The organism is Dietzia sp. DQ11-38-2, from assembly GCF_014145055.1.
Classification (GTDB): domain Bacteria; phylum Actinomycetota; class Actinomycetes; order Mycobacteriales; family Mycobacteriaceae; genus Dietzia.
The window spans coordinates 1-11,896 of record NZ_JAALDW010000032.1 but is presented as its reverse complement, the minus strand read 5'-3'; the positions used below and the strand labels follow the sequence as shown (position 1 = coordinate 11,896).

The window sequence follows — 11,896 nt, the reverse complement described above, 5'->3', positions numbered from 1 at the left end:
CGGCTCCGCTCGACGGCGTGTCGCTCGCGGGCGCACTGGGCCGTGTCGCGGAGCGGGCCCGCGCGGAGCATCCGGGGATCGAGGTGACCGCGGACTGCGCCCTCGAGGTCGACCCACCCCCCGAGGTCGCCGCCGTGCTCGTCCGCGTGGCGCAGGAGGCGTTGGCGAACGCGGTCACACACGCCTCACCCTCGAGGGTGGAGGTGACGCTGACCGGGTCATCCACCGCTGTCGCGCTCGAGGTACGCGATGACGGTCGGGGTTTCGACGTCGCCGCGCCTCGGCCCACCGCATCGTTCGGTCTGGACGGGATGGCGCGTCGGGTGTCCGGGCTGGGAGGAGAGTTCGACGTGAGCTCCGAGACCGGCGCGGGAACCACGATCCGCGCCGTGCTCCCGACGGTGGTGGGAGGCTCGGGGACATGACGACGACGAGCGTGCGCGTTCTGATCGCGGACGATCACGCGGTGGTCCGGACGGGACTTCGCGCGTTGGTCGCTTCGGACCCCGCCATCGAGGTGGTGGCCGACGTCCCCACCGCTGACGGCGCCGTCGAGCGGGCGCGGATCGGCGACGTGGACGTGGTGCTCATGGACCTGCGCTTCGCGGGTGACGCCTCCGCGGGCGTCAGGGCGACCCGGCGACTCCGCGCACTCGAGTCACCACCGCAGGTCCTGGTCCTGACCAGCCACGACACCGATGCGGACATCATCGGGGCAATCGAGGCCGGGGCCTGCGGGTACCTCCTCAAGGACGCCGGTCCCGACGAGCTGCTGGCCGCCGTCCGCGCCGCGGCGGCCGGGGAGAGCGCGCTCTCCCCGACCGTCGCCGCCACTCTGATGACCCGGCTGCGCGACCCACGGCCGGTGCTGACCGATCGCGAGGTGGAGGTGTTGCGGGCGGTGGCGACGGGCGAGACCAATCGGCAGGTCGCGACGTCCCTGCACGTGTCGGAGGCGACGGTCAAGACGCACCTCGTGCACGTCTTCGACAAACTCGGTGTGACGTCCCGGACGGCCGCGGTGGCCAGGGCCCGCGAGCTCGGGGTGGTGTAGCCGATCAGCACCGCCCACCCTGTATCGAAGGAAGCTGAAGAGCAAGCGCATCCGCCACTCCTGAGAGTGCGTCGACGCCTTCGCCGAATGACGCTGATTCGACCGCGATGGCCACGGCTAACTCCCCTCCCGCAGCCGGCACTATCCCGAACTGACGCACGAGATAGCCGCCACTCTCACCCGGCCCCCAGCCACCCTTGAACCGAGCTCCCGGTATGCGGCCGAGTCCCCAGCTCTGATCGGGTGAGACCTGGCCCATCAGATCGAGAACTCGGCTCGATGACCCGATGCACGGTAGGAGACTTCCGAACCGCGCCTGACCCACGAGCGGCCACTGAGTCTGACCGAAGATCGAGTACTCCGCACGGGTGCGGACAGCCGGCACCTGGGTGGTGCTGTCACCCCCATCCGCGAGCACTGCGCCGATCCCAGCCGCCGACGAGGCTCCCCCGCCGAGTGAATCCCACAATCGCTCCGCCGCCGCGTTGTCGGATGCCGTGATCGCGGTAGCTGCCGACTCGAGCGTGGCCGGAGATGTGCGCGCGACGGCGACGGCCAAGGGTACCTTTATCGTCGACCAGGCGGCACCCGACTGCACGCCTCCCGCCTTCTGGACGTCGGTCCGACCACCGACGCCTGCTGCGGCGATACCAACCGGACTCGGAATACCACCGATCACTCCGGCGAGATCCACACCACCGGTCCTGGGGTCGGCTATCGGTGAGACCGGGCGATGGGCAGCTCCCGGAATCCCTTCTCCACCTGGTCCGTCCGGTCCCGGAGAGACGGTGGTGACTGTGGAGGTGACGTAGACGGTCTGTACGGGCCCGCTCGTGGGGACCAACTCACCACAACCGCACACGACGAGAACGAGCCCGCAGGCACCCGAGGTCAGTGCCCCTCGCCTGCTCAGAAAACCCATCAGTAGATGTACACGACAGCGTTGTTGCCGCCGGTACAGGTCACCACCGGTCCGCCCGAGCAGGACATCGTGTACGTCGCACCCGTCACCGGGCTGTAGGCGTCGATGGTCATCGGGCCCCCGTTGCCTCCGGATGCGAGGTAGGTGGAACGAACTGACACTGCGAACTCGCACGAGGTGACTGATGAGCCCACCGCCGAATGCGCGAGCGGGCCTCCGCCGACGTTCGAGCACACGAATGACCCGGACGGTGCAGCAGGTTGCGCCGGTTGAACCTGAGGCCGGTCCGGTTCCCCGACACTCGAGGCCGTCGCTGTGGCGGACACCGTCGATGTCACGGGTGCAGTAGTCGTACTAGTGAATCGCGGGATCATCAGGAACGCCACCACCGCGATCAGACCCACGATCAGCACGGCCATCAGGGTGATCATCACGGCCATGGCCGGGGACATCGACTGCTTCTGGTTGGTCGCCACCGGGCTCGCCTGCGGAATTCGTCCGAACTCCGACGTGGGGTAATCACTCCACTGAGGAGGAGGGTTCTGGTTCATGTCGCGCCTCCCGGCCACCCGAACACGCTCGCGACCAACCTGCCGCTGAGAATGAGAATAAGTGACGCTGCGTGGTACAAGTCGCGAATGAAGGTCCTGAACGCCACGTTTTCGACCTGAGAACGAGTCAGGTCGCGTCATCGTCTCGACGGACGATCTCAACGCATCGTCGCTGCGGAACGGGGGCATCGACTCCTAAGCTCGTCCCATGCGGAGACTCCCCTGGATCATCGGCGCTGTCGTCGTCATCGTCGTCGTCGCGCTGATCGCAGCGCCCTACCTCTACAAGGCCGTGCGTGGAGGTGACGACGCGCCGGCCGCGACCGTCTCCGTCGACGGAGCCGAGGAGGCGACCGGCACCCTGGAGGGCACGTGGGTGGTGGTGCCGGGGACCGCGCCCAACGAGACGACCGCCGGGTACACGGTCAACGAGATCCTGCGGGGGGAGCCGGTCACCGTCGTCGGCAGCACCGACCAGGTGAGCGGGCGGGCGGTCGTGTCCGGGACCACCCTCGAGTCCGCATCGTTCGACGTGCAGGTGGCGGGAATCGAGACGGACATCGACCAGCGCGACGTTCAGGCCCGCTCCCCCCAGATCCTCGACACCGGGTCCCATCCCTCGGCGACACTCACCGTGGCCGAACCTGTGGATCTGGCTGCGGTGCCGTCGGACGGCACAACGGTATCGATCCCGATGGTGGTCGAGCTGACGATCAAGGGCACGACCGTGCGTGAGCACACCGAGGTGACCGTCCTGTGGACGGGCGACGCCCTGATCGCCTCCGGCGCGGTCCCCCTCACCTGGGCCGAGGTCGGGGTCGAGCCGCCGAGCCTCGGCTTCGTCGCCGTGGAACCGGCCGGAACGATCGACTTCCTGGTGAGCCTGGCCCGGCAGTAGCCGTGCCTCGGTTTCGATACGCTTCCTGCTCCCCCGTCGGAAGCGGATGCACCGCTCCCCCGGGCTAGGCCGCCAGGAAGAGAATCAGGCTCAGGGTGAGCACCGGTTCGGGCCGGCTCCCGGACCGGGCCCACTCGCCGTCGTGCGGCAGCCGACGACAACGACTGTTCAGCTGGTCGCCACCCCGCCGACAGGGACCCGGCACCAGACCCTCCTACGGTCACCTGGTCAGTCACTCAGCCATTGCCCAGGAAAGGCCCCCGATGCGCTCACGGACCATCAGCTCAGGCGTCTTCACGGTCGCCCTCGCCGCCGGCGCGGCGCTGGCGATACCCGCCGCCGCCCCCGCCGCTCCCGCCACCAGCGTGGTGATCAACGAGGTCGAGTCCAACGGTGACGCCGTGGGCGACTGGGTGGAGCTGGCCAACCTCGACACAGAGCAGGACGTGGATATCTCGGGCTGGACGCTGATCGACGACGACCCCACGCACGATCCGATCGTCATCCCCGAGGGGACCACCATCGAGTCCGGTGGCTACTGGTCCGTCCACACCGACGTGGACCCGGACTACTTCGGGCTCGGCGGCAACGATTCGGTGATCCTCCGGGACGCGGGCGGTGAGATCGTCGACTCCACCACCTGGTCGGGTCACTCGCCCACCACCTGGGGCCGTATCCCCGACATGACGGGCGGGTTCGCCGTGACCGGTGAACCCACCCGCAACGCCCGGAACGTCGCGGCAGTCGAGGATCAGCCCGTCATCACGTCTCCATGGCCCTTCGACCCGCTGACGATCACCCCCGTCGCGCTCGGTGGCGCCTTCGCCGAGGACGACGACATGTCGGGCGTCGACATCGCGGCCGACGGCACCGCCTACGTGGTGAACAACGGCACCGGCACGCTGTACGTCGTGGCCTACGATCCGGTCGCCGGTACGTACTCGCTCTCGCGCACCTTCGTCCTGGAGTACCCCGACGGCTCGGGGCGTCCCGATGCCGAAGGCGTCACCGTGGGTCCGGACGGCGTGATCTACGTGGCCACCGAGCGTGACAACGAGTCCGGCAGCACCAGTCGCCCCTCGATCCTGCGCTTCGTCCTGCCCGCCGGCCGCGATTCCGGCACGCTCAGCGCCACGGACGAGTACTCGCTGACCTCACTCACCGGGCTGATCGGCGCGAACGCCGGCCTCGAGGCCATCGAGTACCTCCCCGAGGCATTCGGCGGAGCCTTCGCCGTGGGCGTCGAGGGGACCGGGAAGATCCACTTCGTGCGGCTGGGTGCCGAAGGTGCGGTGACCGAGATGCAGACGTACCCCTCCCCGTTCACGGGCGTGATGGCCCTCGACCACGACGAGGTGTCCGGCGTCCTGCGGGTGCTGTGCGACGAGGTCTGCGAGGGACGCTCGGTCGAGATGACCTACGACGGGACCGGGTTCGTCACCGACGGCACCCTCTACGCCCGGCCGGCCGGCATGCCCAACCTCGCCAACGAGGGCTTCGCCTCTCACCGCGAGACCGTCGAGTGCCACCTGGGAGGCGCCACCGGCACCGCCGAGCGGGTCCGGTTCCTGTGGGCCGACGACGCGGGCACCGCAGGGTTTGGTCTGCGTACCGCCGTTTCCGACGCCGGTGAGTGCACCGTGGAGGACGACGCGGACCCCGGCTCGGGATCGGCCTCCGGGTCAGTCTCCGGAGCCGGGCTCGGCGCCGGATCCCTCGCGGGGCTCCTACCCTTCATGCCAGCCGACGCGCTGATCTGAGTGCACCCGACTCAAGCCACATTTTGTGACCTGAGTCGGGAATACTCAACTACGGCGGTGAGTTGAACCGTGTGCGATCCCGGAGACGCCGGGCGCATCCCGACCAGTCCTGAAGGAGACCATCATGGCCACCACCACCCGTTTCGATCCGTTCCGTGAGCTCGATCGCCTCCTGGGCGAGGGGCTGCGCAGCGCGACCGCGTCCACCTCTCTGCCGATGGACCTGTACAAGGAGGGCGATCGCTTCGTGGGCCTCATCGACCTCCCGGGCGTCGATCCCTCCAGCATCGACATCGACGTGGAGGACCGCACCCTCACCGTCCGTGCCGAACGCCGCGCGCCGGCGGAGGGTGATGCCCAGTGGCTCATGCATGAGCGTCAGTCGGGCACCTTCGCCCGGCAGCTCGCCCTGGGCAAGGGCCTGGCGACCGACAAGATCGAGGCCGACTACAGCGACGGCGTGCTGCGCCTGGTGATCCCCGTGGCCGAGGAGGCCCAGCCGCGCAAGATCTCCGTCTCCCACGGCGCCCGAAAGGCCGAGCAGGCAGAGATCGTCGAAGGTTCCGCCGACCTCGGGAGCTGACCGCGATTCTCGTGGCCACCTGACCACCGCCCGGCCCCACACCAGGCCGGGCGGTGGTTTTCCTTCGGCTCGCGCACCCCGGCAACGTCCACGCGCTCACCTGCCGCCTTCAGGCGCACCGGGATCACCCACCACCACCAGGACATCCGTCGCGCGAGACAGCCCCACGTACACCCTCTCGCGGACCCGGTCCATGCCGTCGTGGTGGTTGCACACCAGCACCACGGCGCGGCGCTCCAGGCCCTTGAACCCGAGCACGTGGCCGTAGACGATGTCCTCGCCACTCCAGAACGTCTCCCAGTAGGGGTCATTCCCGCTTTCCTGCGCCTCGACCTGCATCGGGTGCCGCGATCCGGTGGTCAGCAACGCGACGTCCCGCGGTTCCCAGCCCTCGTCGAGCAGTCGCATGGCCTCGTCGTCACCGGCCGCTACGGCGTCAGTGCCCTCCGGCACCTCGACGTAACGGACCGCGGGCCCCGAGCCGCCGCGCAGCTCCATCCGTTGTCCCACCAGGGGCAGGAAGGCACTCGCGATCTGACGCGTGTTTCGCAGATTGTGATCGAGCACCAGCGGCACCAGGTCGACGGGCGGCCGACCGGTCCGATGGACCACGCTCTGCCCGGCGTCGCCGACGATCATCAGACGGCCGCGCTCACGATCGCGCCTTGAGCTCGATCGCCACGATCCCCGCCCCGGGCATGGCCACGAGGACGTCCACCTCGTGTTCCTTCTCCGCAGTGGAGACGCGCTGCCCCCACCACACCGGGGTGAGATCTTCGCGACACCATGTCAGCATGATACTGACATGGTGTTAGCATATTCTCCGTTCCCGATGTCGATGCCGGAAGGCCTCCATGTTCCTCGCCCTACGCGAACTGACCTTCGCGCGATCCCGATTCACCCTGATGGGCTCCGTCGTGGCCTTGATCAGCGTCCTCATGGTTCTCCTCGCCGGGCTGTCCTCGGGACTGGTCAACGACGGCGTCTCCGGCCTGCAGCGCATGCCCGTCCAGGCCGTCGCGTTCGCTCCCGAGACCCGCACCGACTCGGCGTTCACCCGATCCGTGGTCGGGCCCGACCAGGTCGAGGCCTGGGCCGCACGACCCGACGTATCGGTGGCCACACCGATGGGACTGTCGATCATCAACGCCAGGACCTCCGCCGGGACCCCGGTTGACCTCACCCTCATCGGGGCGGACCCCGAGGGCCCGCTCGTTCCCGAGGTGGCCGAAGGCCGTGCGCCCCAGTCCGACGGGGAGATCCTCATCAGCGCCACCGCCGCCGATTCCGTCGGCCCGGGCGACACGGTGACGGTCGACCGACTGGGGATCCCCCTCGAGGTCGTCGGCATCGCGGCCGCCCAACACACCTTCGGCCACGTCGACATGGCCTTCACCACCCTGGCCACGTGGCAGGACGTGCACGCGGGCACCCGCTTCGGCGAGGAGTCGCGCGCCGGCGCCCGTGAGGAGTACAGCGTCGTGGCCCTCGCCGGGGTCGACGGCGAGTTGCCCGACCTGGCCACCGGCGATGCCGCGGCCGACACCTCGGCGCGCACCCTGGAGGAGTCGTTCGACTCCTCGCCCGGATACCAGGCCGAGATGATGACGATGTCGATGATCACCTGGTTCCTCTACGCCATCTCAGCGCTGGTCGTCGGTGCGTTCTTCGCCATCCTCACCGTCCAGCGATCCCGCGAGATCGCTGTCCTGCGCGCCATGGGCGCCTCGACCGTGCGACTCCTGGGCGACGCGATCGGGCAGGCCTTCATCCTGCTGGCGGGGTCCATCGCGGTCGGTGTGGCCATCGGCGTGGGAGTGGGGTCGTTCCTGGTGGGCACCGGCATGCCGTTCGCCCTCGAGACCGGACCCATCGCACTCGGAGCCGTCCTCCTCCTGGCACTGGGACTGGTCGGTGCCACCCTCGCCACCATCCGCATCACCGCCGTCGACCCGCACAGCGCACTGGGAGAGAACCGATGACCACCACCACACGCACCGGCGACGCCTCCGCCCCGGGCCTTCGCCTGAATGGCGTCGAGTTGACCTTCCGGGACGGCGACCAGACCCTCTACGCACTGGACGGTGTCGACGTCGAGGTGGCCCGTGGTGAGGTATTGGCCGTGGTCGGCCCCTCCGGAGCCGGCAAATCGAGCCTCCTGGCCGTGGCCGGCGGACTGCTGTCCCCGACCTCCGGCACCGTCGAGGTGGGCGGGCGCGACATCACCGGTCTCGGTCGCCGGGACCTCACCCGGTTCCGGCGCGACCACGTCGGGTTCGTGTTCCAGTCCGGCAACCTGGTGCCCGCTCTCACCGCGCGCGACCAACTCCGGCTCGTGCGAACACTCGGCGGAGACCGGTCCCGGCGTCGCGATCCCGACCACCTGCTCGAGGCCGTCGGTCTGACCCACCGCGCGCGCCGCCGCCCGGCCACCATGTCCGGCGGCGAGCGTCAGCGGGTGGGCATCGCCCGCGCCCTGATGTCCTCGCCCGATCTGCTGCTCGTGGACGAACCCACCGCGGCGCTGGACCGCAGGACCAGCCACGACGTGGTGCGCCTACTCGCGGAGGAGACCCATCAGAACGGCGTCGCGACGGTTCTGGTCACACACGACCACGAGATCCTCGAACACTGCGACCGGGTCCTGGAGATGGTCGACGGCCGGCTGCACGCGCACGTGTGACCTGAAGGACACGTATGATCGGGCCTCCGCCGAGAAGGTGACGGGAGACCGACATTCCACGTATCGACGCCCCCACCGTGGGCGAACACCGGGACGCCAAGCGTCGGGCCCTGCTCGACGCGGCCCGGTCGATGCTCTCCGAGGCCCCCGGTACCCCTCCCGACATCAACGAGCTGACCACCCGGGCGGGCATGACACGGTCGAACTTCTACACTTACTTCTCCTCGCGCGCGGAGTTGGTCGTCGCCGTGGCGGAGGATCTCATGCCACGGTGGATCGACACTGTCACGGGAGCAGTGCGTGACGCGGGCGGCGGCCGTCGGGGGGTCGTGGCCTACGTGCACACCACCCTGGATCTGGTCGCCGCCGGTGACCACGCGATCCTCACCGCGCTGGCCGCGCAGCTCCCCGACGGTCCGGCACGGGAGCGGCTGACCCGGATGCACACCGAGATGACCACCCCACTGCGCGAGTCGCTCGCCGAGTCCTCCCGCTCCGATCCACAGTTGACGACCGAGCTGGTCATGGCCGTGACGTTCAAGGCCTCCGAACTCATCGAGGGCGGGCGGCCACTGGACGAGGTTCTCAGCGCGGTGGACGCCCTGATCGATCGGCCCGGGTGACCGGTGAGGTGGCACGGCGACGGGGTCGCCTCCGACGGGTCGCGCCTCACCCCGACCCGATCGCCCACCCCGTCGTCATCTGCCCGGCGAACACCGGCAGCCGCGCGAGGATCCGGTTCTGCTCGGCCCGCGGCCGGAAGTCCACGTCCAGGTAGCCCGGTGCCTCCGCCGGCCGGTCGCGCACGAGCGACCGGAACGCCGGCACGAGATCCTGCTCGATGTACTCCCAGCGTGGCTCCCTATCGGCCCAGTTGAACGCGGGAAGCGGGGTGTGCAGCACCGTCGGCCGGCCGTTGACATCCGCGCGCACCGACAGCGGGCGGAAGCCACCCAGAGTGGAGGCCCCGGGGATATCGGGGGAGCCGCCCACGGTGGTGACGTAGGTGAGCACTCGACCGACGTCCCCTCGGCCGGCCGCCGTCGCGTCCCACTGGTCGGCGATGATCTGGTTCTGCTCCCGCGACGCCATCCGCAGCAGCGCCTCCGACCTGCCCTCCGGTGAGCCCTCGTCGAGCCTCCGCCAGGCCTCGAGCGCGTACTGGTCATACGCCCCGCCCGCCGCGAGCTCCCTGACCGCCGGCAACCCCCCTGCCAGGTAGGCCTCGTGCATCGGGATCATGTCCATGAAGATGTTGCGCTGCATGATCAGCAGCCGGTGCAGGTACCAGTCCACGTCGGCGCGCGTGAGAGTCGGGCCCGCCGTGGCCAGCAGTCGCACATCGCGCGGCATCCCGGCCGCCAGCTCCCACGGCACTCCACTCAGCGCGTCACCGACCCCGGTCCCCACCTCGTGCAGCCCGGGCACGCTGAGCACGCCCCCCACCTCGTCGAGGTCCCAGAACCCGGCGGCGAACGACATCCCGGCCAGCCCGGCCATCCCGGTCCACCAGAAACCGTCGTGGGAGTTGTACAGCCGCAGGTAGTTCACGTACACCTTGTCGACCGTCTCCAGGTTCGCCTCCAGCCCCCGGGCCGGCTCCCACTCGGCGAGGTCGATCCCCGCGTTCTGAGCACCGACCGCCAGCCAGTACTGGCGCGTGAGGGTCGCGTATCGCTCCGGTGCGACGCCCGCGGCGCGCACCACGGCGAGCGCCGCGGCCAGCTCCTCGCGGTCGGTGGTCATGGAGGTGGAGAAGCCTCCCGCCGACTCACCGTGCGGATTGTCGGCCACGACGTCCAGGTAGACGGCAAAGGGTTGCGCGCTGACGTGAGCCGGCAGGTGGACGAAGGCCAGGACGGCCACGAGGAATGCGGCGATGACCTCGCCGAAGACGCGCTGGGATCGAGTCGTCACTGGCCCCCCGAACCAAAAGATGTGATGCAGATCACTCTAAGCCAATCCGGCCGGGCCCGCGCCCGAACACGCGGAGCCTCCCACCCCGATGACGCGAATCGGCGGGTCAGGGACAACAATGAACGGCGTACAGTGTCGATCCACTCTCCAGGTGACAAGGAAGTCCACGTGAGCACCTCCATCGATCAGGCCCCGGCCCGGAGCGCAACCCGAGATCTCGCCCAGATCGCGGTGTTCGCCGCCCTCATCGTCGTCCTCGGCCTGCCCGGGCAGATCAGCATCGGCTCCGCGGGCGTTCCGATCACGCTGCAGACGCTCGGCGTCATGCTCGCCGGCGCGCTGCTGGGCTGGCGCAAGGGTCTGCTCTCGGTGCTCGCGGTCATCGTCATCGGTCTCGCGCTCCCCGTCCTCGCCGGCGGCCGCACCACTCTGACCGCGCTGGCGAGCCCCACCGCGGGGTTCCTCCTCGGCTGGCTCCCGGCCGTCGTCGTGATCGGGCTTCTCACCGCCCTGATGATGCCCCGCTACCGTCTGATCCCCGGGTTGCTCATCAACATCCTCGGTGGCATCGTGGTCATCTACGCCTTCGGCGTGGTGGGCATGCTCATCCGCACCGAGCTGACACTGACGGCCGCGATCGCGGCGAACGGCGTCTTCGTCCCCGGCGACCTGGTCAAGGCGGTCGTCACCGCCGTCGTCGCCGTCCAGGTCCACAAGGCGCGGCCCGGTCTGATCGCTCCGCTGCGTGGGCAGCGTCCGACCCCCGCGTGACCGGCCCTCGTGAGTCGGGCCCCCGTGCGTCCCGGACCCCGGCGGCCGACCACCGCGGCGCCCAGATCCGGTTCGACGGGGTCTCCCACTCCTACGGCGACAGGTCAGTCCTCACCGACATCGATCTGGTGTTGACCGAGAGGCGTATCGGGATCGTCGGCGTCAACGGTGGCGGCAAGTCGACGCTCGCGCGGATGATCAACGGTCTGGTGGTCCCCTCCTCGGGCACGGTGACCGTCGACGGCCTCGACACCCGCCGCAAAGGCGCCCGGGTCCGCCGCCGGGTCGGCTTCTGCTTCACCGATCCCGACACCCAGATCGTCATGCCCACCGTGGCGGAGGACGTCGACTTCTCCCTGCGCCGGTCGGGCCTGAGCCGCGAGGATCGACGACGACGGGTCGAGCAGGTGCTCGCCACCTACAACCTCTCCGACCACGCCGATCACCCCTGCCACCTGCTGTCCGGCGGCCAGAAGCAACTCCTCGCCCTGGCGGCGGTGTTGGTGATCGAGCCCTCGGTGATCGTGGCCGACGAACCCACCACCCTGCTCGACCTGCGCAACCGCGCGCTGGTGGCCGAGACCTTCGCGGGTCTCTCCCAACAACTCGTGGTGGTGACCCACGACCTGGGGCTGGTCGCCGACTTCGACCGTGTGCTGGTGGTGGACGGTGGGCGGGTGGTGATCGACGACGCCCCCGCGGCCGCGCTGTCCGGGTACCGCCGGATCGCGTTGCGCTCGGGCTCGGGCTCGGGCTC

14 protein-coding genes and 1 pseudogene are annotated in these 11,896 nt (G+C 69.5%); 10 read left to right on the top strand and 5 right to left on the bottom strand.

Features of this window, described 5'->3' with window-relative positions:
* Both G6026_RS01410 and G6026_RS01405 read left to right on the top strand, forming a co-directional pair.
* Positions 1–425: ATP-binding protein (locus G6026_RS01410; RefSeq protein WP_182612031.1), on the top strand; the 425-nt coding region annotated here is incomplete at its 5' end.
* On the top strand, positions 422–1,054 hold the full coding sequence (locus G6026_RS01405; RefSeq protein ID WP_107756274.1) for a response regulator transcription factor: 633 nt from the start codon (positions 422–424) through the stop codon (positions 1,052–1,054). The genes G6026_RS01410 and G6026_RS01405, both read left to right, overlap by 4 nt.
* A 4-nt stretch (positions 1,055–1,058) precedes the next feature.
* Here the strand turns inward: G6026_RS01405 and G6026_RS01400 are convergent, their stop codons facing one another.
* Together G6026_RS01400 and G6026_RS01395 are read right to left on the bottom strand one after the other, a co-directional pair.
* On the bottom strand, positions 1,059–1,748 hold the full coding sequence (locus G6026_RS01400) for a hypothetical protein (RefSeq protein ID WP_182612030.1): 690 nt from the start codon (positions 1,746–1,748) through the stop codon (positions 1,059–1,061).
* A 227-nt stretch (positions 1,749–1,975) separates the two neighbouring features.
* Positions 1,976–2,527 carry a serine/threonine protein kinase gene (locus G6026_RS01395; RefSeq protein ID WP_182612029.1) on the bottom strand — a complete coding sequence of 184 codons (552 nt, stop codon included), beginning with the start codon at positions 2,525–2,527 and terminating at the stop codon, positions 1,976–1,978.
* Positions 2,528–2,735: 208 nt separating this feature from the next.
* Between G6026_RS01395 and G6026_RS01390 the strand changes: the two genes are divergently transcribed.
* The 3 genes from G6026_RS01390 to G6026_RS01380 all read left to right on the top strand — a co-directional run bounded on the left by G6026_RS01390 (position 2,736) and on the right by G6026_RS01380 (position 5,768).
* Positions 2,736–3,425, top strand: a complete 690-nt coding sequence (locus G6026_RS01390) for a YceI family protein (RefSeq protein WP_182612028.1) — start codon at positions 2,736–2,738, stop codon at positions 3,423–3,425.
* 263 nt (positions 3,426–3,688) lie between these two features.
* Positions 3,689–5,185, top strand: coding sequence for a lamin tail domain-containing protein (locus G6026_RS01385; RefSeq protein ID WP_182612027.1), 1,497 nt, complete (start codon positions 3,689–3,691; stop codon positions 5,183–5,185).
* 124 nt (positions 5,186–5,309) lie between these two features.
* Positions 5,310–5,768, top strand: coding sequence for an Hsp20/alpha crystallin family protein (locus tag G6026_RS01380; protein ID WP_107756271.1), 459 nt, complete (start codon positions 5,310–5,312; stop codon positions 5,766–5,768).
* 96 nt (positions 5,769–5,864) lie between these two features.
* On the opposite strand, the pseudogene G6026_RS01375 reads toward G6026_RS01380, so the two are convergent.
* Together G6026_RS01375 and G6026_RS01370 are read right to left on the bottom strand one after the other, a co-directional pair.
* Positions 5,865–6,371, bottom strand: a pseudogene (locus G6026_RS01375) (ATP-binding domain-containing protein); the annotation flags it as partial.
* A 49-nt stretch (positions 6,372–6,420) separates the two neighbouring features.
* Positions 6,421–6,564 carry a hypothetical protein gene (locus tag G6026_RS01370; protein WP_156607155.1) on the bottom strand — a complete coding sequence of 48 codons (144 nt, stop codon included), beginning with the start codon at positions 6,562–6,564 and terminating at the stop codon, positions 6,421–6,423.
* A gap of 58 nt (positions 6,565–6,622) precedes the next feature.
* Between G6026_RS01370 and G6026_RS01365 the strand changes: the two genes are divergently transcribed.
* The 3 genes from G6026_RS01365 (at position 6,623) to G6026_RS01355 (ending at position 9,074) form a co-directional block, all read left to right on the top strand.
* Positions 6,623–7,750 (top strand): ABC transporter permease, encoded by a 1,128-nt coding sequence (locus G6026_RS01365; RefSeq protein WP_107756270.1) that lies wholly within the window; start codon positions 6,623–6,625, stop codon positions 7,748–7,750.
* A complete protein-coding gene (locus G6026_RS01360; RefSeq protein ID WP_107756269.1) occupies positions 7,747–8,451 on the top strand; it encodes an ABC transporter ATP-binding protein in 705 nt (234 codons plus the stop codon). The genes G6026_RS01365 and G6026_RS01360 overlap by 4 nt, the downstream gene beginning before the upstream one ends.
* A gap of 77 nt (positions 8,452–8,528) precedes the next feature.
* Positions 8,529–9,074 carry a TetR/AcrR family transcriptional regulator gene (locus tag G6026_RS01355; RefSeq protein WP_182612026.1) on the top strand — a complete coding sequence of 182 codons (546 nt, stop codon included), beginning with the start codon at positions 8,529–8,531 and terminating at the stop codon, positions 9,072–9,074.
* 46 nt (positions 9,075–9,120) lie between these two features.
* Here G6026_RS01355 and G6026_RS01350 read toward each other — a convergent pair whose 3' ends face one another.
* A complete protein-coding gene (locus G6026_RS01350) occupies positions 9,121–10,368 on the bottom strand; it encodes a hypothetical protein (RefSeq protein WP_182612025.1) in 1,248 nt (415 codons plus the stop codon).
* Positions 10,369–10,536: 168 nt separating this feature from the next.
* Here G6026_RS01350 and G6026_RS01345 point away from each other — a divergent pair, with 168 nt between their 5' ends.
* On the top strand, positions 10,537–11,139 hold the full coding sequence (locus G6026_RS01345) for a biotin transporter BioY (RefSeq protein ID WP_107756266.1): 603 nt from the start codon (positions 10,537–10,539) through the stop codon (positions 11,137–11,139).
* A 65-nt stretch (positions 11,140–11,204) separates the two neighbouring features.
* On the top strand, positions 11,205–11,896 hold a 692-nt coding region (locus G6026_RS01340), incomplete at its 3' end, for an ATP-binding cassette domain-containing protein (protein WP_182612032.1).

Coding starts and splice junctions, on each gene's coding strand:
- G6026_RS01365 (WP_107756270.1), top strand. CDS start 6,623: ATGTTCCTCGCCCTACGCGAACTGACCTTCGCGCGATCCCGATTCACC.
- G6026_RS01385 (WP_182612027.1), top strand. CDS start 3,689: ATGCGCTCACGGACCATCAGCTCAGGCGTCTTCACGGTCGCCCTCGCC.
- G6026_RS01360 (WP_107756269.1), top strand. CDS start 7,747: ATGACCACCACCACACGCACCGGCGACGCCTCCGCCCCGGGCCTTCGC.
- G6026_RS01395 (WP_182612029.1), bottom strand. CDS start 2,527: ATGAACCAGAACCCTCCTCCTCAGTGGAGTGATTACCCCACGTCGGAG.
- G6026_RS01405 (WP_107756274.1), top strand. CDS start 422: ATGACGACGACGAGCGTGCGCGTTCTGATCGCGGACGATCACGCGGTG.
- G6026_RS01380 (WP_107756271.1), top strand. CDS start 5,310: ATGGCCACCACCACCCGTTTCGATCCGTTCCGTGAGCTCGATCGCCTC.
- G6026_RS01390 (WP_182612028.1), top strand. CDS start 2,736: ATGCGGAGACTCCCCTGGATCATCGGCGCTGTCGTCGTCATCGTCGTC.
- G6026_RS01370 (WP_156607155.1), bottom strand. CDS start 6,564: ATGCTGACATGGTGTCGCGAAGATCTCACCCCGGTGTGGTGGGGGCAG.